Origin of the sequence: Bacillus sp. TH13 (genome assembly GCF_016651175.1) — a bacterium.
In the GTDB taxonomy this organism is placed as follows: domain Bacteria; phylum Bacillota; class Bacilli; order Bacillales; family Bacillaceae_G; genus Bacillus_A; species Bacillus_A thuringiensis_S.
In genome coordinates this window covers 688,872-712,676 of record NZ_JAEKEJ010000025.1, presented here as the reverse complement: position 1 = coordinate 712,676, position 23,805 = coordinate 688,872, and the positions used below count along the sequence as shown (strand labels likewise).

Here is a 23,805-nt window from a genome sequence, read left to right as displayed (position 1 = left end):
CTTAATTTCATCATATAATCAAGGGAAGTGCTTGGCAATATAAAGTGAAACTTTAATTAGTGGGGGAGGCATCCCCCACTAATTATTAGTTGAACCAATCGGGCTTTTAGGGGCAGTTAATCTCCCACCTAACGTCTTTGTTTCAGCCGAATTTTGAGGTGGGAGTTTTACTGCCCGCAAATAGCGGGGAAAAAAGAGCACTTTGTTTGAGAAAGAAGAGAGTGTTATAATAGTTTTCATAACTGACTAGAGTAAGGTGACGAGAGATGGATAAACAATTACATACATTACGAAACATTGCAAATGAGCGCACGTGGGCATCATTTTTGAATGATAATCATCCATATAGTTTGTTACATTGGTCCATTGCAGGTGTAGGGCAAGAGGCAAAGGATGTTTGGTTACTTCAAGATGAAGTAACATTTCAAACGACAGAATTCCCAACGTTAGATGATGCAATGCAATGGATTTCTGAAAATATGGAACAAGTTACAGACGTTTTAGCGCAATAAAAAACAGGCTTATGCAAGCCTGTTTTTTGTTTCTTTCACATATGTGTTTAAAAATTGATCGACGGCTGCTTCGTACTCTTCTTTATTTTCGTTATAAGAGCAAGCGTGTGCACCGTGTTCTGCAATATAAAGCTGCTTATTATTTTCTTTCGCTTCATATAACGCTTTTGTCATATCAGCTAAAATATAGTCGTCATCTTTACTATGAATAAAGAGAACGGGATTGTTAATGTTTTTTATACAGTCGATTGGTGAAACTTCACGAATTGTATAACCGTCACGAACTTTCAAAAATGCGTTTGCTAAAGGTAATAAAGGCCATTTTGGTAAATGGAATTCAACCTTTAAACGGTGCTGTAATTGTCCGTGAAAATCAGAGAAAGGACAATCTGCAATATAGAAATCAGCACCATCTTCTACAAGTCCTGCGTATTGAAGAAGTGTTGCAGCTCCCATAGATTCACCATGAATACCAAGTGTAATATTGGTGCCAAAACGGTTTTTTAGCCAGTCAACTACGGATTTTAAATCATGTTTTTCATAGTATCCATAGCTTGTTGTTTTTCCGCCAGTTTTACCATGACGACGATGATCGTAAATGAGGACGTTATATCCTCTTTTTAAGAATAAGTTTGCATATTTTACAGAGTTTATTTTATTTACAGTTACACCGTGGCAAAAAACCATAAACTTATTGGTGGAATGACCAGCAGGAATGTAATATCCGTGAAGGTCGTATCCGAATTGTGAAGGGATATGAATTTCTTCTTTATGAAGAGCATCAAAATCCTCTATACGAAAATGTTTTTTCGTTTCTCTTTCGAGTACTTCTTCCTCTGTTTTTTTCTTTAAGTACATCACTTTATTTGTAAAGAAAATCCCAAGGGCAGTTATTGCACCTAGTATAGTAAACAATGCTGCAAAAAAACGTTTCATACTTTACCTCATCCTCCAAATACCGTTACATGTGATACACTTATATTGTATCACAATGATATAAAAGGGGAGAAATAGGAAATGCTGCATATACAAAAAATTACGCCAGCGATGAAAGAAACAATCCGAATGTTCATGTGTGAGAACTGGGGAAGTTCATTGATGGTTTCACGTGGTAAGGGACATCAGTTAGAAGAGTTGCCAGGATTTGTTGCGCTCTTAGATGACAGAATAATCGGAATTATAACGTATGAAGTGACCGGGAATATGTGCGAAATTGTATCGCTAGATAGCTTTGAAGAAAGAAAAGGAATAGGGACGAAACTTGTGGATTGTGTATTACAAGTTGCAGAAGAAGAACGGTGCAGACAGGTTTGCCTTATTACAACAAATGATAATATGAATGCGTTACGATTTTACCAAAAACGTAATTTTGTAATGACTAATTTATATGTGAATGCGGTAGAGGAGGCACGAAAAATAAAGAAAGAAATTCCACGTATTGGATATGATAATATCCCAATTTTACATGAAATTCAGTTGGAGTATCGTTTAGTGAAATGATGTAACAATTTTCAGAAATGTGAGTTATTAATCTTGACGGATAGTGTAATTTAGTTTACCGTAAAATTGTAATCTATTACCATATTAAGGGGTGACGATGTGGCAACTATACGTGATGTTGCAAAATTGGCAGGTGTTTCAGTCGCAACCGTTTCACGAGTTATTAATGAAAAAGGATACGTTCATGAGGACACAGTAAAACAAGTAAAGGAAGCAATTGAAGAATTACGTTATAGGCCAAACAGTGCAGCGAAGCCACTATTTAAAGAGAATTCAACGATAATTGCATTACTTGTAGATAATTTATGTAACCAATCAAACATCACTTTGCTACATTGTATTGAGGAAATAGCATATAAAGAAGGTTATCAAATCATTATTTGTAATATAGAGAATAAAGATAGATACATACATATGCTGAAGCAAAATAACATTGCAGGTGTTATTTTGACAAGAGCAGTTTTTAAAAGTGTAGGAAAAATTCCATTTCCGTTTGTTGTGATCGATGAGCAACAATCACATGGAAATTATTATGAAAGTGGACAGAGAGCTGTTTCTTTATTAAAAGAGAAAGGGTGTCACTTTCTTGCATATTTCGGTGAGGGAGAAGAAAGTGAAGAAATGGAAGATCATATAGCAGGGTTTTTAGACGCTGTTTGGGATGAAGGAATCTCTTATCGAGAAGAATGTGTACAAGGGTATACAAATAAACAATTTATTACATTATTGCAAAACAATCCGTATGTAGATGGAATTGTAGCCTCAAGTGATCAGATTGCTATTGAGTTAATTCGGTCAGCGAGATTTCTAAATATACATATACCAGATAAATTAAAAATTGTTGGACCCAATGGGAGTATAGAGTGTGAATGGATAGGTTCATCACTACCGACAATTGAAAGCTATGTCAAAGATAACGGAAAAGTAGCTTTTCAACAATTAAAAGGAAAAATAAAAAAGTAAAAGGTGCGTTTTATACGCACCTTTTTATAATGTAATTGCGGCAATAAAGCCAAATATAAGTAACGGTATATTGTAATGTAGAAAAGTGGGTACACATGTATCCCATATATGATGGTGCTGACCATCAGCATTTAAACCGGATGTTGGTCCAAGGGTACTATCCGATGCTGGAGATCCTGCGTCACCTAGTGCTCCGGCTGTACCGATAATTGCAATTGTGGCCATTGGACTAAATCCAAGCTGAATGCAAAGAGGTACAAAAATGGTTGTTAAGATAGGGATGGTTGAAAAGGATGAACCAATTCCCATCGTAACGAGAAGTCCAATAACGAGCATAAGAAATGCAGCGAGTGGTTTGTTATTTCCGATTATATGTGCACTCGTTTGCACCAGAGATTCAACATGTCCTGTTTTTCGAAGAACAGCGCCGAATCCAGCGGCAGCAATCATAACAAAGCCAATGAAGGACATCATACGCATTCCGCTTGTTAATATCGCATCTGCTTCTTTAAGTGGTAGACTGCCACTAACTGATAAGACGATAATACCTGCTAAAGCACCGAAAATCATTGATTCTGTTGTTAATTGAACAGTTAATGTAGCAATGATAGATAATAACCCGAAAGTAATGCTACGTTTTGTATAGGGAACGATTTCATTTTCGGTAGAATGAATTTGTTCTGTTTCATACGTACGAGGTTTTCGGTACGTAATGAATACCGCTACACATAATCCAATAATCATACCAATTGCTGGAATAGTCATTGCTTTTGGAATAAGTGTGACATTAAATGTAAGGCCGCTTTGCGCAGCGTTGGTTTGTAATACGTCATGATAAATTTTTCCGAATCCTGCAGGGATCCACATATAAGGAGTAATCAATCCAAATGTAATAATACATGTGACAAGTCTGCGATCCACTTTCAGCTCATTTAATACTTTTAAAAGTGCTGGAATTAAGATGGGGATGAAAGCAATGTGAACAGGAATCACATTTTGTGAGAAACAAGCCATCGTTAAAATAATGAATAAAATAAGTATTTTAGAATAAACTTGTTTTTTCGTGTCTTGTTCATTGCCAATCCATTTTAATGCAGTTTGAATCATAGCATCTGGAAGTCCTGTTTTGGAAAGGGAAATAGCGAAACCACCAAGCATTGCATAACTTAAAGCGATTGGAGCACTGTTTCCAAGACCAGTTGTAAAAGTGTTAATCGTTTCTGAAATACCGAGTCCGCCGATAATTCCGCCTGTTAAAGCTCCAACAATGATGGCGACAATGACCTGGACACGTAACAAACTAAGCAATAGCATAATTGCTACTGCGACGAGTACAGCGTTCATAATAAATGTAATCTCCCTAAATTTTTATTCTGTTAAGACAAGTAAATATGAAACATTTTGCTATATTTATACATACTTGCGACATATTATTATAAAATGTTTTCTATGAAATGTAAAAGAGCCTTTTGTTACTAATGCTGAAAAGCTAGCTCTTGTTTTATTGATCGCAAAGAATTGGCGAATAATTCTGGTTCTTCTAAATCAGGAGAATGTGCTGAATTTGGGAACCAAATCATCTTTTTTATAGGCGCTTCAATAATATCGCAATATTCCTGAACGAGTGCATAAGGAGTTTGATAATCATAGCGACCAGAACAAAAATAAACTGGAATAGATAAACTTGAGATAGAAGAAAAGAAATCGATTGTCAGCATTTCTTCCCATAAAACACCAGATTTTAAATTTCCTGCGAGAAACTTGAACCAATCTAATAGCGTATACTCAGGAGAAAAGAAACCTTTTCGTATGAAAGAAAAGGAAGATCCGTTTTGGATTGCGCCTCCAAATGTGCCAAGCCACTTTCTTTGAATAATGAGACGTCTCGTATCTAAAAATGGTGGTTTGCCTAATTTTAAAAGGGAAGCTAATGCTTTTTTATGATCATGTTTTTTTGCAGAATGAATTAAATGTTGATATAGTAATTCTTCATTTTGTTTCATATGTACAATTTGCCCAATACCGATGTAAGCCTCGATATACTTTGGATATTGATGTGCTATGTTAAGCCCAATAATACTTCCCCAAGAATGACCAGCGAGAAATAGTTTTTGTTTGTTGAACCTTCTAAGTGCATATTGAATCACTTCTTTTGCATCGGAAACGAAGTGTTCGATTGTAAAATTTGCTCCGAAATCTTTCATTGAAAAAGATTTACCTGCCCCGCGCTGATCCCAATTAATAACAATAAAGTGCTTCTCTAATTCTTTTTGAAAATGACGAATAAATCCGATTTGTGCCATGCCGGGTCCACCATGACAGCATAATAAAATAGGCTGCTCTACGTTTTGCCCACGCATAAGGAGAGTTTGTTTTCGATTATTAATCATAACGCTTTCTATCGTAGCGATACTATTAGGAATGAGTTGTTTGTTTTCATTATAGAACTGAGGGGTATAGCTACGCAAAAGCATATTGAAAACCTCCTTTTGTGAAATCGTATGAATCGCACAGGCTATTCATTTTGCATATACTGTTAGAAAATCATTGTAACATACCATACTAGTGTCATTTCAACACGGGAGGAGGGAAATTGTGACGATTGGAGAAATTATAGATGGTTTAAATAGGCGTGAATCCATCGCTATTATAGCAAAACGTCTTGAAATAAGCCCGTATACATTATCGAAGAAATTAAGATTGATTGGATACGAATATGATGGAGAGCAGAAGAAACGTATTTTTGTAGGAGATGGAGAAGAACCACGTCACTTACAACTCCAAGAAGCGACCGCCCTTCAATATGAGAAAACAGATTATCAATTATTAATTTATGAGCAATTACAAAGTATTTATGAATTATTAAGAAGAAGAGAAGAAGTAATTGCACCAATTATGAGTAAAAGTACAGAGAAAAAGAGACGCACCTTTTCTATTAATACAGAAATATTAGCAAGATTGGACCTTATATCAGAATCGAAAGGAATTCAAAAATCTAAAATTGTAGAAGAGGCGTTGCAACAATTTTTACAGCAATATGAATTTAACAAAACATCACATTTTGATAACTAAAGAAAAGGATACTATGTTCATTGGAAGAACGAGTATCCTTTTTATGATGTATATTACGTATAAATACAGGATCAGTGCAAATCCTTTATAGCGTGAAAAATGAAATTTCTTATTAGAGAAACACTTAATTTACTTTTTGGATTCTTCCATCAATAACTGGCTGAATTGGTTCTTTTAATTGTTTTACGTAATCGACTAACGCTTCAAAGTCGTTTGGACCAGTTTCTGCATTTTTACCATTTTTAAATGATACGAATCCGTCACCGCCAGAAGCTAAGAAAGCATTTGCAACTACGCTATACGTTTTAGATGGAGATAATTCTTCTCCGTTTGTTAAACGTATATTTGTAACTTTTTCACCGTTTGGTTTATTTGCATCCCATGCATATTGAATACCTGAAATTTGAAGCATTCTTGTTGTTCCTTTTTGCCATTGCTGATTTAAAATATCGCGAATGTCTTGACCTGTTAAATCTACTTTAATCAATTGATTTCCAAAAGGTTGAATGCCGTATAACTCACCCCACGTAATATCACCAGCATCTAAGTCAATACGAATGCCACCAGGATTCATGAGGGCGATTTGAGTTTGCATCGTTTGACGTTGAGCATCGGCAACTAAATTTCCAAGAGTGGACTCACCAGCATCATTTTGTTTACGGTCGATAGATGCTGTAGATTTTCCGACCACCTCATTTACAAGTGGTGCGATTTTTTCTTTATATTGATCTAGTTTTTTCTTTACTTGTTTATCAGGTTCTACACCTTCATGATACGTTGTAACAACTTCAGCTTTTTTCTTTATAATATCCTTTGTTTTACGATCAATTGTTACATCCACGTCTGAGAAAGCCGTGCCGTAAGAATTTGCTTGGACAATTAGTTTATTATTTACTGTACCATTTACATACGTATGACTATGTCCACCGAAAATAACATCAACTTCTGGGTCTGTTTCATTTGCAATTCGAGTAAGGTCGCCATTTGTTACCCCAGACTCATCGGTTGTTCCACCGACATGAGCAAGAACGACGATAGATTTAACGCCGAGGCGTTTTAATTGTTGTGTTGATTTATTAATTGCTTCTACTTCATCAGTAATTTGTACATTTTTAAGCATCGTAGGCATAACGACATTTGGTGTATCAGTTGTAACAACACCAATGAATCCTACAGGAACACCATCTACCATTTTTACAGTAAATGGTGGTAAAAATAAGCGGCCAGTTGATTTGTTATAGAAGTTAGCAGCTACATAGGGGAAGTTAGCCCCTTTGAAATTCCCTGTGTTTTCATGATATCCACCGTAAATGAGGCGTTTCATTTCATCAATGCCTTCATCAAATTCATGGTTCCCGATTGTACCAACATCAAATTTTAAGTCATTTAAAAATTCAATCGTCGGTTCATCTTGTAATAATGCTGAAACTGGTGGACTAGCTCCGACGATATCACCAGCATGTACGAGAAGTGTATTAGGGTTTTGTTTTTTACGTTCTTTTAAATAAGTAGCTAAGTAATCAGCGCCACCAGCTTCTTTATTATTAATTTTTTTAACAGTATCTAGTTGTCCATGGAAATCATTAATACCAAGCATTTGTACGTCTATGTAGCGGTTTTGTTCAGCTGGATTCTGAGATGGGGGAGCGGCAAATACGCTTGAAAAAGTAATAGTGCTTAAAACAGCAACGGCAGGAATAATTTTTTTCCACATAGTTCATTTCTCCTTTTTTATAATCTGACATCATACGACATAATTTTAATAGATTCATAGAATTATAGCTACATAAAAATTTAGTCTTTTCGAAAAATTAACATATTTACAAAAAGTGAATAATAGAGTAAAGACCCTTTTTTATTGTCGATTTCATCGTGTATCTACTATAATGGAGAAAAAAGTAAAAGGTGAGTAGCATGAAGAAAAAGAAACAAAGACAAATGCAAAGACAATCGCAAGTGAATCAACCAAAGAAAGAAACACTTACATTAGGCGATCAATTAAATGATTCACTCATGCAACAATTAAAGAGTAAGAAGAAAGAGTTGCAAGTGAGAGAAGAGGAAAAAGAGGCAGCTGAACTGGAAAGAAAGCGCAAAGAACAAAAAGAACGTGAAAAGAATAAATCATTTGAAGAACTGCTAAGTGAAAGTAACCTTACTTGGAAAGACTTTAAATAATAAAAAAATGATCAGTGAAATTCACTGATCATTTTTTGACGAGCTTGTAAGAAAAGGGGAGTTAGTATGAGGAAAATTGTAGTTGTTCCGCATGAAAATCATTGGAGTGAAAAATTTCAAATGGAGGCTGAAAGATTAAAAACAGCGATGCCAGAAAGGGTGAAAATTCATCATATTGGAAGTACGTCAGTGCCAGGACTGGCAGCTAAACCTATTATTGATATGATCATGGAAGTAGAAAGTATCGAAAGGGTAGATAGGTGGAATGAACGATTTATAGAGCTTGGTTACATCGTAAAAGGGGAAAATGGTATTTCAGGACGCCGATTTTTTATCCATGGAACGGAAGAAAAACGTTCGTATCATTTACACGTGTTTGAAAAAGGAAACCCAGAGATAGTAAGGCATTTAGCGTTTCGTGATTATATGATGGCTCATTGTGAAGAAGCAGAGGCATATGCAACCTTAAAGAAAGAATTAGCCGAAAAGTATACATATGATGGCACGTTATATACGGAAGGGAAAAATGAGTTTGTGCGCAATGTGGATGAAAAAGCGAAAGAATGGAGAGAAAATAACGTGAATAAATGAGTTCACGTTATTTTTTTAGCTATATAAATGTGTTATGTAAACTGTACGTATGTTTTGACTTTTTGAATGAATCTTGTTGAAATAAAGTTATGGTTTATAAAAATGTAACAATGAAAGGGAGACGACTGTGTATATTCCAACAACTACACTTCATAATGGTGTGAAAATGCCGATGATTGGTCTAGGCGTTTATAAAGCAAAAGAAGGCAACGAAGTAAAACAAGCAGTAAAAACAGCGTTAGAAGTTGGATACCGTTCGATTGATACAGCAACTGTGTATGAAAATGAAAGCGGTGTCGGAGAAGCGATTCGTGAATCAGGAATTCCAAGAGAAGACCTATTTATTACAACAAAAGTTTGGAATGACGATCAAGGATACGAGGAGACACTCGAGGCGTTTGAAAAAAGCTTAAAGAAATTACAAATGGACTATGTAGATTTATATTTAATACATTGGCCGGTAAGAGGGAAGTATGTGGATACGTACCGAGCGTTAGAAAAATTATATGAAGAAGGTAAAGTGCGTGCAATTGGTGTTTCTAATTTTCATAAACATCATTTAGAACTGTTATTACCAAATTGCAAAGTGAAGCCGATGGTGAACCAAGTAGAACTTCATCCGATGTTAACGCAATTTGAATTGCGTAATTATTGTCAAGGTGAGCAAATCCAAATGGAAGCGTGGAGTCCGTTAATGAGGGGCGGAGAAGTATTTCAGCATCCAATCATTCAGGCTATTGCTAACAAATATGAAAAAACACCTGCGCAAGTTATATTAAGATGGGATATTCAAAGCGGGATTGTTACAATTCCTAAATCTGTTACACCATCTCGTATTAAAGAAAACTTTACTATTTTTGATTTCTCACTAACTGAAGAAGAGATAAATCAAATTAACACGTTGAATCGCGATTTACATGTAGGCACAAATCCTGATAAATATGATACGTTATAAAAAAGACTGTCTCCTAATAAAGGAGACAGTCTTCTGTTTATCGGTAATTCGATATTTTTAACGATGCAAAGCATATGTGTCATATTTAAAAATTTTTTGAAGTTGTACATATTCTTCTTTAGTTAAAGGTAACTGTTGGCTAGCTCGTATATTTTCCTGCAATTGTTGAAGAGAGCTTGCGCCAGGTATAACAGCTGCAACAGTCTTATTATGTAAGCAATATTTAATAGCTGTTCCTGTTAAAGAGCTTTCTCCAATCGTTTCTTTTACACTCGCTAGAGTTGTATGTAATTCATCGTAAGAATAAGAGAGGTAATCCTTTTCCTTTACTCTTTCTATTTTTCTTGCATTGTTATCAGTTAAAATTCCTTTTGCAAGTGGTCCGCGAGCAATGACGCTAATTTGGTGTTCATTCAGAAGCGGGAACCATTCTTCTGGACGACGATTTAAAAGGCTATATTCCATTAGTATACTAACGATGTTTGAGCGTTTTGCATATTCACGGATTACATTTGGACGAATAGAAGAAATACCGTAATGGCGAATAATACCTTCTTTTTTCAATTCTTCAAAAGCTTCAATTGTTTCATCTATTGGATCTTCAATCGTTCCGCCATGAAGTTGGTAAAGATCAATATAATCAGTTTGAAGTCTACGTAAACTTTCTTTTACTTCAGCCTTTATGTAAGCTTTAGAAGGGTCCCAAGACCAGCCGTTTTTTTCTTCTGTCCAACGATTTCCAACCTTCGTTGTAAGAACAATTTTGTCTCGTTTCCCCTTCAAGGCTTTTCCAACAAATTCTTCATTTAATCCGTAATCATATAAATCTGCTGTATCAAAAAAATTAATTCCTAAATCGATTGCTTCATCGACAATACGCATAGCCTCTGTTTCAGATGTACCGAGAGACATACAGCCAAGGCCCATTTCTGTAACAAATAAATCTGAGTTTCCTAATTGACGTTTTTTCATAGGTCAACCTCCTTACCTTTATTGTACGAGAGGGAAAAGAGGTTGACAAACGTTTCCTTTTCGCTTCGCATTAACTGCCCGCAAAAGCATAATTAATGTGAGCTTAACGGATTAATGTTTCACTTTATTTGCTGTAATCCACTCTTGTACAGTTGTATACTCTTTGCTATATTGTTTTAGCTTATGGCGAATTTGCCATGCTTTTCCGACTAACGTGATGCGATTTGGTAAAATATAAACTTTCATTTCTATCACGCTCCTTTCAATGTGGTAAAATGTATGAAGAAAGAATAGGAAATAGAACAGGGAGATGAAGTAGTATGAGTAATCTTACAGAGAGAACAGTAAAAACTGAGCCGATTTTTGATGGTAGAGTTATAAAAGTTCGTGTTGATGATGTAGTATTACCAAATGGAGAAATGAGTAAACGTGAAATTGTAAATCACCCTGGTGCAGTTGCGATTATTGCTATTACGGATGAGGGGAAAATTGTGCTTGTTGAGCAGTATCGTAAAGCGCTTGAAAAGGCGATTATAGAAATTCCAGCCGGCAAGTTAGAGCCTGGTGAAAAACCAGAGGTAACAGCAGTTCGTGAATTAGAAGAGGAAACAGGATATGTATGTGAAAATATGGAGCTTATTACTTCTTTCTATACATCTCCAGGATTCGCAGATGAAATTTTATATGTATATAAAGCGACAGGTTTGACAAAAAAAGAAAATAAAGCTGAGTTAGATGAAGATGAGTTTGTGGAATTAATGGAAGTATCGTTAGAAGAAGCGATTACTCTTATGAAAAATCTTCGTATTCATGATGCGAAGACGATGTTTGCAGTACAATATTTACAACTACAAAAATAAACACTCGCCAAAGGCGAGTGTTTTTTAATTGATTTTTGCATATACACGTGCATCACGTAAGCTACCGTCTGGTGCTAGGAAATCATTTTCCATTGTACCTTCTAGAATGAATTCTAGACGTTCTGCTAAGCTACATGCATTTATATTTGTTGCATCAGTACGAATTTCAATTCTTCTAGCGCCTAGTTTATCAAAGGCGAACTGAATTGCACCTTTAACAGCTTCGGTCATATAGCCTTGTTTTGTATAGGCACTATGTAGCCAGAAGTGAAGTGAAAACTTTGGAATATCCCAGTTTTCAGGCTTTAGTGTAATTGCTCCGATGAATGTACCAGATACTTTATCGTATAAGTGAAAATCAAGTGTTTCACGAAGTAAAAACTGTCCGTGAGCTTCGCGAACAATTTCTTCAGCACTCTCTTCTGTTTCAGCGTTAATTGGTATCCACGGTACTAAGTCTTCTAGAGAAGCTTGGATTGCTTCATATACTTCTGCACCATCACCTGGAAATGGTTTACGAACTTGCAAGCGTTCAGTTTGAAATAATGTTGGAAAATCTAATAATAATGGTTTCAAGAGAAATCCCTCCTATTCTCTACTTTTTAGTTTAGCAAAGTAGAGCGGAATTTCAATGTTAATTCGTCATACTTTTTTCTTTCTTTCATACATTTTTAATAAGAGTGTGAACGGAGGGAAGAAAAATGTGGCGAAAAAATTGGCAAGACCGTGTAATGTCTCACATACAGGAAAACTCTTCATTATATATATTTAACGCTGTTTTATTATTGATGGGAGTAATATTTGGAGCCATTCTTGTGAATAGTTTACAAATCAATCAAAAACAAGATTTATCATTTTATTTACAACGTTTTTTTGGACAAGTCTCTAAAGGAGAATTTGCCATTGCGGGCGAAATGTTTCGAGAAAGTTACTTTTCGCAATTAAAATACATCGGATTTATTTGGATTTTAGGGATTTCAATTATTGGATTACCACTTATTTTTATTTTATTATTTGTAAAAGGAGTTGTTGTTGGATTTACAGTTGGTTTTTTAGTAAGTCAGCATGGATGGAATGGACTATTATTAGCATTTGTATCTGTTTTGCCACAAAATTTAATTATCATTCCAGTCTTTCTCATTATGACAACCATTGCTGCAAGTTTTTCTTTACGGATGATTAGGCATCAATTTATTAGAAAAATAACCGAGCCACTATTACCATTATTAATCCGGTATACATGTTTCTTTCTTGTAATTGGAGTGGTGTTAGCACTTGCTTCTAGTGTGGAGGCTTACGCATCACCAGTTTTAATGAAAGAAGTTGTTGAGGCTATCAATAAAAAATAAATATTTTTTGAGAATAATTATCAATTTGTTTTTATTGTTTTTCTTTTGACAGAAGCCCTTCTTCTGATATAATGGTGTAAGAGTGGCGAGGAGGGAGTAGTACCGAATGGAAGAAAGAATTGAACGAATTAAGAAGCAATTACATGCAGCGAGCTACAAATTAACACCGCAACGTGAAGCAACAGTTCGTGTGCTGCTAGAAAATGAAGAAGATCATTTAAGCGCAGAAGATGTTTACCTCCTTGTAAAAGAAAAGTCGCCAGAGATCGGATTAGCAACCGTCTATCGAACTTTAGAACTATTATCTGAGTTAAAAGTTGTCGATAAGATTAACTTCGGAGACGGTGTTTCACGCTATGACTTACGCCAAGAAGGTGCGCAGCGTTTCCACCATCATTTGATTTGTACACAATGTGGTGCTGTACAAGAAATACAAGAAGATTTACTTGGTGAAGTGGAAAGGAAAGTAGAGCGAGACTGGAGCTTTAAGGTGAAAGATCATCGTTTAACATTCCATGGGATTTGTAAAAATTGTCAAGAAAATGAAACGGATGAAAAATAACCTTTTCCTATTTATCTAGGAAGAGGTTTTTTATTTGAATAAGGTATAAATTTATGAAAGCTTGGCATATGTTGTAATAACTTATATTTTGGAGGAATTTACAATGCGCCGAGCTTTAAAATTAACTTTTGATGGAATAAAAGTATTTTTATTATTTACAAGTTGTACGATTTTGTTTTATTTCGCTATACTATGGATAAATGAAGAATATGAAAGCTATCATCGTTATGAAAAACCTAAAGAAGAGACTGTAGAAAAAGTATCAGGGAATGAAGAACCGGCAAAGGATGCTTTCGTAAATAGAATGATGTTTTTCTATGAAAATGGGGAGTAGTGTAGAGTGGAAGATCAATTAAAAGATTTTATTCATTATATGGTTGTCGAAAAAGGATTAGCAAAGAATACAGTAGTATCTTATGAACGGGATTTAAAAAGCTACGTAAAGTATTTGCAAAATGTGGAACAGACGAAAACTTTTCATGAAGTGACCCGTTTACACATTGTTAACTTTTTGCAGTATTTAAAAGAGAACGGAAAATCTTCGAAAACATTGGCGCGTCATATCGCATCAATTCGTTCGTTCCACCAATTTTTACTTCGTGAACGAGCGGTAGAACACGACCCATCCGTACATATTGAAACGCCGCAAGGGGAACGGAAATTACCAAAAGTATTATCAGTTGATGAAGTAGAGGCGTTACTTCAAACACCAAAAATGACAAGTGCTTTTGGGATTCGTGATAAGGCGATGCTAGAGTTACTGTATGCGACAGGACTTCGTGTTTCAGAATTGATTGCACTCAATTTAGAAGATGTACATTTAACGATGGGATTTGTTCGTTGCATAGGGAAAGGGAATAAAGAAAGAATTATTCCACTAGGAAGTTTAGCAACGGAAGCGATTCAAAAGTATATTGAAAAAGGAAGAAGAGAATTAATGGGGAAAAAAGTAGTAGATGCACTCTTTTTAAACCATCATGGTAATCGATTATCAAGACAAGGATTTTGGAAAATATTAAAACGATTAGCGAAAGAAGCAAATATTGAAAAAGAGCTTACACCTCATACGTTGCGTCACTCGTTTGCTACGCACTTATTAGAAAATGGAGCAGATTTACGTGCTGTACAAGAAATGCTTGGCCATGCAGATATTTCAACGACGCAAATCTATACGCACGTTTCAAAAACTAGATTAAAAGATGTATATAAACAGTTTCATCCAAGAGCATAGTTACTATGCTCTTTTTTTCATAGATTAAGAGGGGAAGACCGTTTCACAGAAACTTCACAAACATTTCGTATATTGTTTTCAGCAGAAGACTGGAATATTACAATGTATTTCCTCTATACTAAATAAAGTATAAAGGAGGAAATGATGATGAAAAAACTTATTATGATTTTATTTATCGCGATGCTAGCGTTGGCTGGCTGTAATACAAACAAAGAAGAACCGAAAAAAGAAAAGAAACTTGAAAGTGTAAACGTAGCGATTCAAACGAATCCGAAAGAAATTAAACCTGGTGAAAAAACAGAAGTACAAGCACTTGTTACACAAGGAAAAGAAAGAGTAACGGATGCTGATGACGTAAAGTTTGAAATTTGGAAAGATGGCGACGAGAAACATGAGATGTTAGATGGTAAGCATAAAGGAAAAGGTGTTTATGCAGTAGAGAAAACATTTGAAACTGACGGAGTATATCATATTATTCCTCATACAAATGCACGCGATATGCACGTTATGCCAGAACATAAAGTTGCTGTAGGAAATGCGAAAGTAGAAGATGCGAAAAAAGAAAACAGCGACCACAGTGCAGGACATGGAGATCATAAAAGTGACACAATGATCCATCTTATGGCTGGAGACATAAAGGCAAATGCTGAATCTACAATGAAAGTTCATTTAAAGCAAAAAGAAGAAGCATTAACTGGTGCTGAAGTACAACTAGAGATTTGGAAAGATGGTGTTGAAAAACACGAATTTATTCCAGCGAAAGAAGGGAATAAAGGAGAGTATGAAACGAAACATACTTTCAAAGAGAACGGTGCTTACAAAGTGAAAGTGCATGTAAGAAAAGGCGAATTGCATGAACATAAAGAAGAAACGGTAGAAGTAAAATAAAAAGTAGCTCTTTAGAGCTACTTTTTATTTTTGTTATGAAGAAATAAATCATAAAATAATTAGCACTTCGTTGCAGAATGGATTACAATAGAAGTGTGAAGAAAATGAGAAATTCTACGAAAATGTATTAAAAAGAAAGCGTAAACATGTTATGATATCAGTATCAGATGTCTGACATCTGACTTAGAAAAAACTAGAAATGTTTTTGAGTCGTTTCAAGTAAAACGAAATAGGTTAGAGAATGGTTTAAAGAAGTACTGTTTGACAATGAGAATTCTTATGGATAACAGTTTCACTTTATAGCGTTTTGAACATACTACAAGAAGTAGAACTGAACTTATAGGAGGTCGCAGTTATGAATAAATATAAACGTATATTCCTAGTCGTAATGGACTCTGTGGGAATCGGTGAAGCACCAGATGCTGAGCAATTTGGTGATTTAGGATCTGACACAATTGGTCACATTGCTGAACATATGAATGGTTTACAAATGCCTAACATGGTGAAATTGGGTCTTGGTAACATTCGTGAAATGAAAGGTATCTCTAAAGTAGAGAAACCACTTGGATATTACACAAAAATGCAAGAGAAATCTACTGGTAAAGATACAATGACAGGTCACTGGGAAATCATGGGCCTTTACATTGATACACCATTCCAAGTGTTCCCGGAAGGATTCCCGAAAGAATTACTTGATGAATTAGAAGAAAAAACAGGCCGTAAAATTATCGGTAATAAGCCAGCTTCTGGAACTGAAATTCTTGATGAACTTGGTCAAGAGCAAATGGAAACCGGCTCTTTAATCGTTTATACTTCTGCTGATAGCGTATTGCAAATTGCAGCACACGAAGAAGTAGTGCCACTTGATGAGTTATATAAAATCTGTAAAATTGCACGTGAATTAACATTAGATGAGAAATACATGGTAGGTCGTGTTATTGCTCGTCCATTCGTTGGTGAACCTGGAAACTTTACACGTACACCAAACCGTCATGACTATGCATTAAAACCATTCGGCCGTACAGTAATGAATGAATTAAAAGATAGTGACTACGATGTAATTGCTATCGGTAAAATCTCTGACATCTATGATGGTGAAGGGGTAACGGAATCACTTCGTACGAAGTCTAACATGGATGGAATGGATAAGCTTGTAGATACATTAAATATGGACTTTACAGGTCTTAGCTTCTTAAACTTAGTTGACTTTGATGCATTATTCGGCCACCGCCGTGATCCACAAGGATACGGAGAGGCTCTGCAAGAATATGATGCACGTCTTCCAGAAGTATTCGCAAAACTACAAGAAGATGATCTATTATTAATTACAGCAGACCACGGTAATGATCCAATTCACCCTGGTACTGACCATACACGTGAATATGTACCATTATTAGCATATAGCCCAAGTATGAAAGAAGGCGGACAAGAGTTACCACTTCGTCAAACATTTGCTGATATTGGTGCAACAGTAGCAGAAAACTTCGGTGTGAAAATGCCAGAATACGGAACAAGCTTCTTAAACGAGCTAAAGAAATAGGGGGATAAACAAATGAATCGTGAACTTATTACAAAATCAGCTTCATACTTAAAAGAGAAATTTCAAGAGACACCACAAGTAGGACTAATCCTTGGATCAGGACTTGGTGTATTAGCAGACGAAATTGAGAACGCAGTAACAGTACCTTACAGTGAAATCCCTGAGTTCCCAGTATCAACTGTAGAAGGCCATGCAGGTCAACTAGTATTTGGTACACTTCAAGGTGTAACAGTAGTAGCAATGCAAGGACGTTTCCACTTCTATGAAGGATACGACATGCAAAAAGTAACATTCCCAGTTCGTGTTATGAAAGAACTAGGTGTAGAAACGGTTGTTGTAACAAACGCAGCTGGTGGTGTAAATACATCATTCGAGCCAGGCGATCTTATGTTAATTTCAGACCACATTAACTTCATGGGTACGAATCCATTAATCGGACCAAATGATTCTGAAATGGGCGTACGTTTCCCTGATATGTCTACATCATATACAGTAGAACTTCGTGAAATGGCGAAACAAGTTGCAGCAGACTTAAATATTAAAGTACAAGAAGGTGTATACGTTGGAATGACAGGTCCTGTATATGAAACACCTGCTGAAATTCGTATGCTTCGTACACTTGGCGGAGATGCAGTTGGTATGTCAACAGTACCTGAAGTAATTGTAGCACGTCATGCTGGAATGAAAGTATTAGGTATTTCTTGTATTTCAAATATGGCAGCTGGTATTTTAGATCAGCCACTTCATCACGATGAAGTAATTGAAACGACAGAACGTGTTAAAGCTAACTTCTTAGCATTAGTAAAAGCAATCGTAAAACAAATGAAGGGGTGACTTCACAATGAGAATGGTGGACCTAATTGCAAAAAAACGTGACGGACATGCATTAACGACAGAAGAAATTAACTTTATTGTTGAAGGATATACAAATGGTGATATTCCTGATTATCAAGTAAGTTCACTTGCAATGGCAATTTTCTTCCAAGATATGAACGATCAAGAGCGTGCGGATTTAACGATGGCAATGGTAAATAGCGGCGATACAATTGACTTATCAGCTATTGAAGGTGTAAAAGTAGATAAGCATTCGACAGGTGGTGTTGGTGATACGACGACACTTGTATTAGGTCCATTAGTAGCTGCTTTAGATGTACCAGTAGCGAAAATGTCTGGACGCGGTTTAGGACATACTGGTGGTACAATTGATAAATTAGAAGCAGTTCCAGGATTCCATGTGGAAATTGAAAACGATGAATTCATGCGTCTTGTAAATGAAAACAAAATCGCTGTTATCGGCCAAAGTGGTAACTTAACACCTGCTGATAAAAAGTTATATGCACTTCGTGATGTAACAGCAACAGTAAACTCAATTCCGCTTATTGCAAGTTCGATTATGAGTAAAAAAATTGCTGCTGGTGCAGATGCAATTGTTCTTGATGTAAAAACTGGAGCAGGTGCATTTATGAAAACGGATGAAGATGCAAAACGTTTAGCAGAAGCAATGGTACGCATCGGTAATAACGTTGGTCGTAATACGATGGCAGTTATTTCTGATATGAGTCAACCACTCGGTGAAGCTATCGGTAACGCATTAGAAGTACAAGAAGCAATTGATACATTACAAGGTAAAGGGCCGAAAGATTTAGAAGAGCTATGTTTAACACTTGGAAGTCAAATGGTGTACCTTGCTGGACAAGCTTCATCTTTAGAAGATGCACGTGAAAAGCTAATTGAAGTAATGAACAACGGAAAAGCGCTAGAATCATTTAAAACGTTCTTATCAGCGCAAGGCGGCGACGCATCTGTTGTTGATGACCCTTCTAAATTGCCACAAGCACAATTTAAAATTGAAGTGGAAGCGAAAGAAGACGGATATGTATCAGAGATCGTTGCAGACGAAATCGGAACAGCAGCAATGCTTTTAGGAGCAGGACGTGCAACGAAAGAGTCAGAAATTGATTTAGCAGTTGGCTTAATGCTGCGCAAAAAAGTAGGCGATAGCGTGAAGCAAGGTGAATCCCTTGTTACAATTTACGCAAACCGCGAAAATGTTGAAGATGTAAAAGCGAAAATTTATGAGAACATGAAGATCTCTAAAGAACACGTAGATGCACCAACTTTAGTACACGGTATCGTAACGAAGTAATAAAAAAAAGCTGAGGAGATTTCTCCTTGGCTTTTTTTACTATTTTTTGTTTATAATAATAATGGGTGAAATTATGATTAGAATTTGTGCAGTAACAAAAACAGATGAAGTATTATATGATGTTTCTCTAGAAGAAACAAAGAAAGACCATATTGTATGGTATTGGCTAGATTTATATAAGCCAACGAAAGAAGAGTATACATATATTCTGCAAGACCATTTTAAGTTCCATCCCCTTGCAATTGAAGACTGTCTAGAATATGTACAGAGGCCAAAAGTTGATTTTTATGATGGATATAACTTTTTAGTTCTTCACGCGTTTGGAGAAGATGGGCTAGAACCACATGAAATTGATTTGTTTGTTAGTGATCGCTATATTGTTTCTTTCCATTTTTCTCATAATAATGCAATTGAAAGAGTATGGAAAACACTTGGTGAGAAGAGGCGGATTAAGAAAGGACCTTTACATGTAGCACATACAATCACTGATCAAATTGTAGATGATTATTTCGCACCTGTATATTACATTGAAGATCATTTAAATGCGATTGATGATAATTTAACAGGTGAGACAGCAGGAGCCGTGCTAGAAGAAGTATTTGATATTAGGGCAGATTTATCTAAGTTAAGACGTACAATTATTCCAATGCGTGATTTATTGTATCGTATTTTGAATTCCACTCGTTTTTACGGTATAAGTGATCATGAGATTTATTTTAAAGATATACATGATCATTTACTTAAACTTACGGAAATGATTGAGGCAAGTCGAGAGTTAACGGCGGATATTCGGGATAGTTATTTTTCATTAAACTCACATCATATGAATAACATTATGAAAACATTAACTGTATTCTCGACTATTTTCATGCCATTAACATTTATTGCGGGAGTATATGGAATGAACTTTACGCATATGCCAGAGCTTGGTGGACAATATAGTTATTTTATTTGTCTTCTTCTAATGGCTTTAATTGGCGGCGGAATGATGGCATGGTTTTATAAAAAAGGATGGTTTAAGTAAAAAACCACCGAGGATTTCCTCGGTGGTTTTTCTTAACCAATAGCATGTAATACAAACATAGCTAAGAATAAGCATGTAATGATATACATAGATGGTGCGACTTCTTTACGCTTTCCAAGAGAAACTTTTAAGATAGGGTAAGCAATAAATCCGAACGCAATGCCATCAGCGATACTATATGTGAGCGGGATCATAACGATAATTAAGAATGCTGGAAATCCTTCTGAAAAGTCGTTCAGAGGAATTTGTTGAATGCTTGTAATCATCAGACCGCCAATAATAATTAAGATTGGTGCAATGGCACTATCAGGAATTAATTTGACAAACGGAAGAGCAAACAGTGATGCAAAGAATAGCAACCCAGTAACGATAGACGTCAGACCTGTCTTACCACCTGCAGTAATACCTGCGGCACTTTCTACTGTTGAAACGGTAGGGCTTGTGCCAAATAGACCACATGTCATTGCTGAAATTGCATTGGCTTGGTAAGCACGTGGGAATTTACGATCATCTTCTAATAAACCGTGCAGAAGTCCCATGTTCTCAAAAATAAGCACCATGCTTAAAGAGAATGTTGCAATCCAAAATGGTAAGGAAGAAAGTTTCCCAAATGACATAGCTCCAAACACATCACCATAATTAGCGAATGAGAATGAACTATTTCCCACTTGACTCGTATCCACAAGACCAAATAACCATGAGATACCAGTTCCTATTGCAATCGTCCATAAAAAGTTTCCACGTACGTTACGAATAAATAATACAAGTGCAATGATAAGAGTAAGTAATGTCGCAAGAACGACAGGATTACTTAATTTCCCCATTGCCACAGCAGTATTTGGGTTCGAAACGACTAAACCACCTTTTTGCAATCCGATAAACGCTAAAAATAATCCAATGCCGACAGTAATCGCTTCCTTTAATGACTTTGGAATTGATACTGATAGCACGCGAGCGATTGGTGTAAAAGCGGCAATTGCAAAAATAATACCAGAGATAAAGACAGCAGCTAATGCTTCTTGCCAAGTTAGTCCAAGCGTATGCACAGCTGTGTACGTGAAGAATGCATTTACACCCATACCAGGGACAAGAATAGCAGGTGCATTTGCCCAAAATGCCATGAGTAGACATCCGACAAATGAACTAAAAACAGTTGCTAAAATTCCAGCTTCAAGAGGAATGCCAGCATCTGATAAGATGGATGCATTTACAATCATAATATATACGATTGTGAAAAATGACGTAACTCCAGCTAAAACTTCTTGTTTTGGTGATGTTTCGTGTAAACCTAATTTAAATGTTCTTTCAAGTATTCCTTTCATGTTAAACCTTCTTTTTCATATCCCTCTCCCACCCGTGATATCTCTTTTGTAAGAGCTCACCGTCCTTTATTATATCAGAACATCATGTTTTTACAACAAGTAAAATGATAACGTTTACTTGTAAAGAGAATTCGTTATAAATACGTAAAAATAGCCCGTATGGATGAAATGATTTCTAATTCACCAGATTGAATGGGCGGGGCTGCTTGTGCATGTAAAGTAGCATAAGACGTAACCTCCCGTGGTAATTGGGCAGATTCTTCAACGAATGAGAGGGGAACAGGATTAATATTTAGATTATATGTACTCGCAATAGCACGAGCTTTTTCTACTGCCTGGTGCAGAGCTTGAATGAGAGCTTGCTCATAATATTTATTTGGATGAGATACTCGGAAACGTAAACCTTTTGCTACATTTGCGCCATTTGATACGGCTATATCATATACTTCCCCAGCTTTTTGTACATTTAAAACGGTAATTTCATACAAATGCTCCACACGGTATCCTTGTAGCAATGCTTTATCATTTACATATTCGTATTGAGGAGTGATCGTATAAGAAATCGTTTCTATATCTTTATCGGCAATACCAAGCTGTTTAAGTGCATCCAGCAATTGTTTTGATTGTACTGCATTTTCTTCCTGCGCTTGTTTTACATTTTTACTATCAGTTCGAATGCCAAGCGTTAATATAACAACGTTTGGTTTTGCTTTGACAACGCCTTCGCCTTGTACAGTAATAGTAGCTTCTTTACCAGTATTAGCTGTGCGTACGTTGTGTAAATAAGGATTTATTCCACCCTGCATTTTCCATCACCATCCTTTTTATATGTATATGTGTGAACAAAAAAGAAATTTATATGAAAAAAGTTACATAAATGAGAATGTTGAGGAAAGAAATCATATACAATATAGGTATTTATAGATTATAATATGTGTAAATATGATAAAAAAGGGACGAGGCTATTGAACGAAAAAAGAGAAACGCTGATTTTAGATTTATCTGCATCATTTCGAAAAATGATACGTTTATTACAAAATGATATTAATACACGTTTTGCAGAACATATGCCATATAATGAATTTTCTGTATTACGTGCGTTATTTTTAAACAGTCCACAGATGGCTTCGCAAATTGCGAGTGAAGTAAACGTAACCTCCAGTCATATTACAGCTGTTACAGATCGACTTGTACGAAAAGGATTAGTAGAAAGAAAACGTTCTAATTCAGATCGTCGTATCGTGTACTTAGAAATTACAGAGCACGGAAGAGAAGTAACTGAAAAACTTGAAGCTGTGCGTAAAGAATATTATAAAGAGAGATTTAAAGGTTGGAGCGACCAAGAAATAGAAATGGTCTTAGAACTATTTGGCCGCGTATTATAATAAATGAGGATAGGAAGCGAAAGCATTCCTATCCTTTTTCTTTTGAATAAAAATATTTTGAAACTCCGATACTTTAATTAAAAGATCGGAGGAAAGATTATGAAATATATTGCTGCACTTACCATTTTATTTGGTAGTTTTTTCTATTTTCAAACATTCACGTATGCAGATACGCCTATCCAAGTGGTGCGAAAAGAAGTGAAGTACATTGAAACTGATAATACAGTTTTATATTCGAAATTATGGGTTCGTTCTATGCAAAACGCAGTATTATTCCACCATAGCGATAATATTCGTAATCGGGACACATTACGTAATGTAATAAGTTCATCGCTTGTTAAAGCGAAGCAACTATCTTTTCAGAAAGCAGCACTTTATATACCGAGACTATCGCAATACGTATCAAAAATAGGGAAAGAAAACATTCAAGTGTACTACATTGCGATTCACTATAATGTGAAAAAAGAAAATGCATATCAATTAGATGGTATGAACTATTTTCTACAAGTATTTGTAAAAGAGCGTGGGGAATGGAAAATTGCCGAAAGTGTAGTTGCACCGACAGAGCAAATTGTGCAAAATGGTGATGGATTTGGGATGAAAGAAGAGATGGTGTATGGGGATAGGAGAGAGAATGTGAAATAACCTCCTTATTTAGATAGGGATATATATAATAAAAAGCATTGCTCTTGTGCAATGCCTTTTTATTTAGTTCATATAAGAGTTAAATAATTCATAACATCTTTCTTTTGTCA

The 23,805-nt window shown here is 35.7% G+C and carries 28 protein-coding genes; 19 read left to right on the top strand and 9 right to left on the bottom strand.

All coding sequences use genetic code 11. From position 1 onward, the window contains the following. Positions 1-266: 266 nt before the first annotated feature. On the top strand, positions 267-512 hold the full coding sequence (locus tag JFU02_RS11865) for a DUF2552 family protein (RefSeq protein ID WP_000360793.1): 246 nt from the start codon (positions 267-269) through the stop codon (positions 510-512). Positions 513-521: 9 nt separating this feature from the next. Here the strand turns inward: JFU02_RS11865 and JFU02_RS11860 are convergent, their stop codons facing one another. Next, on the bottom strand, positions 522-1,448 hold the full coding sequence (locus JFU02_RS11860) for an alpha/beta hydrolase (RefSeq protein WP_000819234.1): 927 nt from the start codon (positions 1,446-1,448) through the stop codon (positions 522-524). 81 nt (positions 1,449-1,529) lie between these two features. On the opposite strand from JFU02_RS11860, the gene JFU02_RS11855 reads away from it, so the two are divergent. Both JFU02_RS11855 and JFU02_RS11850 read left to right on the top strand, forming a co-directional pair. Next, on the top strand, positions 1,530-2,012 hold the full coding sequence (locus JFU02_RS11855; RefSeq protein WP_061666324.1) for a GNAT family N-acetyltransferase: 483 nt from the start codon (positions 1,530-1,532) through the stop codon (positions 2,010-2,012). A gap of 99 nt (positions 2,013-2,111) precedes the next feature. Next, entirely contained in the window at positions 2,112-2,975 is an 864-nt protein-coding gene (locus JFU02_RS11850; protein ID WP_000201351.1) for a LacI family DNA-binding transcriptional regulator, read from the top strand. Between the two features lie 24 nt (positions 2,976-2,999). Here the strand turns inward: JFU02_RS11850 and JFU02_RS11845 are convergent, their stop codons facing one another. Continuing rightward, positions 3,000-4,319, bottom strand: a complete 1,320-nt coding sequence (locus JFU02_RS11845; RefSeq protein WP_061666325.1) for a Na+/H+ antiporter family protein — start codon at positions 4,317-4,319, stop codon at positions 3,000-3,002. Positions 4,320-4,450: 131 nt separating this feature from the next. After that, a complete protein-coding gene (locus tag JFU02_RS11840; RefSeq protein WP_000926816.1) occupies positions 4,451-5,449 on the bottom strand; it encodes an alpha/beta fold hydrolase in 999 nt (332 codons plus the stop codon). Positions 5,450-5,570: 121 nt separating this feature from the next. Between JFU02_RS11840 and JFU02_RS11835 the strand changes: the two genes are divergently transcribed. Next, positions 5,571-6,047 (top strand): ribbon-helix-helix domain-containing protein, encoded by a 477-nt coding sequence (locus tag JFU02_RS11835; RefSeq protein WP_000151934.1) that lies wholly within the window; start codon positions 5,571-5,573, stop codon positions 6,045-6,047. Positions 6,048-6,171: 124 nt separating this feature from the next. Here the strand turns inward: JFU02_RS11835 and JFU02_RS11830 are convergent, their stop codons facing one another. Beyond that, positions 6,172-7,761 carry a bifunctional metallophosphatase/5'-nucleotidase gene (locus JFU02_RS11830; RefSeq protein ID WP_201071072.1) on the bottom strand — a complete coding sequence of 530 codons (1,590 nt, stop codon included), beginning with the start codon at positions 7,759-7,761 and terminating at the stop codon, positions 6,172-6,174. 200 nt (positions 7,762-7,961) lie between these two features. Between JFU02_RS11830 and JFU02_RS11825 the strand changes: the two genes are divergently transcribed. From JFU02_RS11825 to JFU02_RS11815, 3 genes are all read left to right on the top strand, one after another. Then, positions 7,962-8,225: a YqkE family protein gene (locus tag JFU02_RS11825; RefSeq protein WP_000727560.1), complete on the top strand. Its 264-nt coding sequence runs from the start codon at positions 7,962-7,964 to the stop codon at positions 8,223-8,225. A 66-nt stretch (positions 8,226-8,291) separates the two neighbouring features. Next, positions 8,292-8,816, top strand: coding sequence for a GrpB family protein (locus JFU02_RS11820; RefSeq protein ID WP_061666327.1), 525 nt, complete (start codon positions 8,292-8,294; stop codon positions 8,814-8,816). Positions 8,817-8,943: 127 nt separating this feature from the next. Next, positions 8,944-9,771 (top strand): aldo/keto reductase, encoded by an 828-nt coding sequence (locus JFU02_RS11815; RefSeq protein WP_061666328.1) that lies wholly within the window; start codon positions 8,944-8,946, stop codon positions 9,769-9,771. Positions 9,772-9,828: 57 nt separating this feature from the next. On the opposite strand, the gene JFU02_RS11810 is transcribed toward JFU02_RS11815, so the two are convergent. Both JFU02_RS11810 and mciZ read right to left on the bottom strand, forming a co-directional pair. After that, positions 9,829-10,743 (bottom strand): aldo/keto reductase, encoded by a 915-nt coding sequence (locus JFU02_RS11810; protein ID WP_061666329.1) that lies wholly within the window; start codon positions 10,741-10,743, stop codon positions 9,829-9,831. Positions 10,744-10,854: 111 nt separating this feature from the next. Continuing rightward, a complete protein-coding gene (mciZ, locus tag JFU02_RS11805) occupies positions 10,855-10,989 on the bottom strand; it encodes a Z-ring formation inhibitor MciZ (RefSeq protein WP_000870292.1) in 135 nt (44 codons plus the stop codon). Between the two features lie 74 nt (positions 10,990-11,063). On the opposite strand from mciZ, the gene JFU02_RS11800 reads away from it, so the two are divergent. Then, the gene (locus JFU02_RS11800; RefSeq protein WP_000067931.1) at positions 11,064-11,603 is read left to right on the top strand and encodes an NUDIX domain-containing protein; all 540 of its coding nucleotides are present in this window, start codon (positions 11,064-11,066) and stop codon (positions 11,601-11,603) included. A gap of 24 nt (positions 11,604-11,627) precedes the next feature. Here JFU02_RS11800 and JFU02_RS11795 read toward each other — a convergent pair whose 3' ends face one another. After that, entirely contained in the window at positions 11,628-12,179 is a 552-nt protein-coding gene (locus JFU02_RS11795; RefSeq protein WP_000803479.1) for a GNAT family N-acetyltransferase, read from the bottom strand. A 155-nt stretch (positions 12,180-12,334) separates the two neighbouring features. Between JFU02_RS11795 and spoIIM the strand changes: the two genes are divergently transcribed. From spoIIM to corA, 9 genes are all read left to right on the top strand, one after another. Next, positions 12,335-12,952, top strand: a complete 618-nt coding sequence (spoIIM, locus tag JFU02_RS11790; protein WP_223285805.1) for a stage II sporulation protein M — start codon at positions 12,335-12,337, stop codon at positions 12,950-12,952. Positions 12,953-13,058: 106 nt separating this feature from the next. Beyond that, positions 13,059-13,514 (top strand): ferric iron uptake transcriptional regulator, encoded by a 456-nt coding sequence (gene fur / locus JFU02_RS11785; RefSeq protein WP_000392657.1) that lies wholly within the window; start codon positions 13,059-13,061, stop codon positions 13,512-13,514. A gap of 103 nt (positions 13,515-13,617) precedes the next feature. Next, a complete protein-coding gene (locus tag JFU02_RS11780; RefSeq protein ID WP_001250432.1) occupies positions 13,618-13,848 on the top strand; it encodes a YqzK family protein in 231 nt (76 codons plus the stop codon). Between the two features lie 6 nt (positions 13,849-13,854). Then, on the top strand, positions 13,855-14,745 hold the full coding sequence (gene xerD / locus JFU02_RS11775; RefSeq protein WP_000390088.1) for a site-specific tyrosine recombinase XerD: 891 nt from the start codon (positions 13,855-13,857) through the stop codon (positions 14,743-14,745). 144 nt (positions 14,746-14,889) lie between these two features. Then, positions 14,890-15,633 carry a FixH family protein gene (locus JFU02_RS11770; RefSeq protein WP_042972652.1) on the top strand — a complete coding sequence of 248 codons (744 nt, stop codon included), beginning with the start codon at positions 14,890-14,892 and terminating at the stop codon, positions 15,631-15,633. A gap of 355 nt (positions 15,634-15,988) precedes the next feature. Next, positions 15,989-17,173 (top strand): phosphopentomutase, encoded by a 1,185-nt coding sequence (gene deoB, locus JFU02_RS11765; protein ID WP_001046081.1) that lies wholly within the window; start codon positions 15,989-15,991, stop codon positions 17,171-17,173. 12 nt (positions 17,174-17,185) lie between these two features. After that, positions 17,186-18,007, top strand: a complete 822-nt coding sequence (locus tag JFU02_RS11760) for a purine-nucleoside phosphorylase (protein WP_001078446.1) — start codon at positions 17,186-17,188, stop codon at positions 18,005-18,007. A 7-nt stretch (positions 18,008-18,014) separates the two neighbouring features. Further along, complete coding sequence (locus tag JFU02_RS11755; protein WP_001243069.1) at positions 18,015-19,319, top strand: pyrimidine-nucleoside phosphorylase; 1,305 nt, start codon at positions 18,015-18,017, stop codon at positions 19,317-19,319. A 61-nt stretch (positions 19,320-19,380) separates the two neighbouring features. Beyond that, on the top strand, positions 19,381-20,343 hold the full coding sequence (gene corA, locus JFU02_RS11750; RefSeq protein ID WP_002026281.1) for a magnesium/cobalt transporter CorA: 963 nt from the start codon (positions 19,381-19,383) through the stop codon (positions 20,341-20,343). A 32-nt stretch (positions 20,344-20,375) separates the two neighbouring features. On the opposite strand, the gene JFU02_RS11745 is transcribed toward corA, so the two are convergent. Both JFU02_RS11745 and JFU02_RS11740 read right to left on the bottom strand, forming a co-directional pair. Then, entirely contained in the window at positions 20,376-21,665 is a 1,290-nt protein-coding gene (locus JFU02_RS11745) for an NCS2 family permease (RefSeq protein WP_000676244.1), read from the bottom strand. Positions 21,666-21,799: 134 nt separating this feature from the next. Continuing rightward, on the bottom strand, positions 21,800-22,471 hold the full coding sequence (locus tag JFU02_RS11740) for an SIMPL domain-containing protein (RefSeq protein ID WP_061666330.1): 672 nt from the start codon (positions 22,469-22,471) through the stop codon (positions 21,800-21,802). Between the two features lie 159 nt (positions 22,472-22,630). On the opposite strand from JFU02_RS11740, the gene JFU02_RS11735 reads away from it, so the two are divergent. Continuing rightward, positions 22,631-23,050: a MarR family winged helix-turn-helix transcriptional regulator gene (locus tag JFU02_RS11735; protein ID WP_001003307.1), complete on the top strand. Its 420-nt coding sequence runs from the start codon at positions 22,631-22,633 to the stop codon at positions 23,048-23,050. A gap of 99 nt (positions 23,051-23,149) precedes the next feature. Next, positions 23,150-23,695, top strand: coding sequence for a hypothetical protein (locus JFU02_RS11730; RefSeq protein WP_061666331.1), 546 nt, complete (start codon positions 23,150-23,152; stop codon positions 23,693-23,695). The last annotated feature ends 110 nt before the right edge of the window (positions 23,696-23,805 follow it).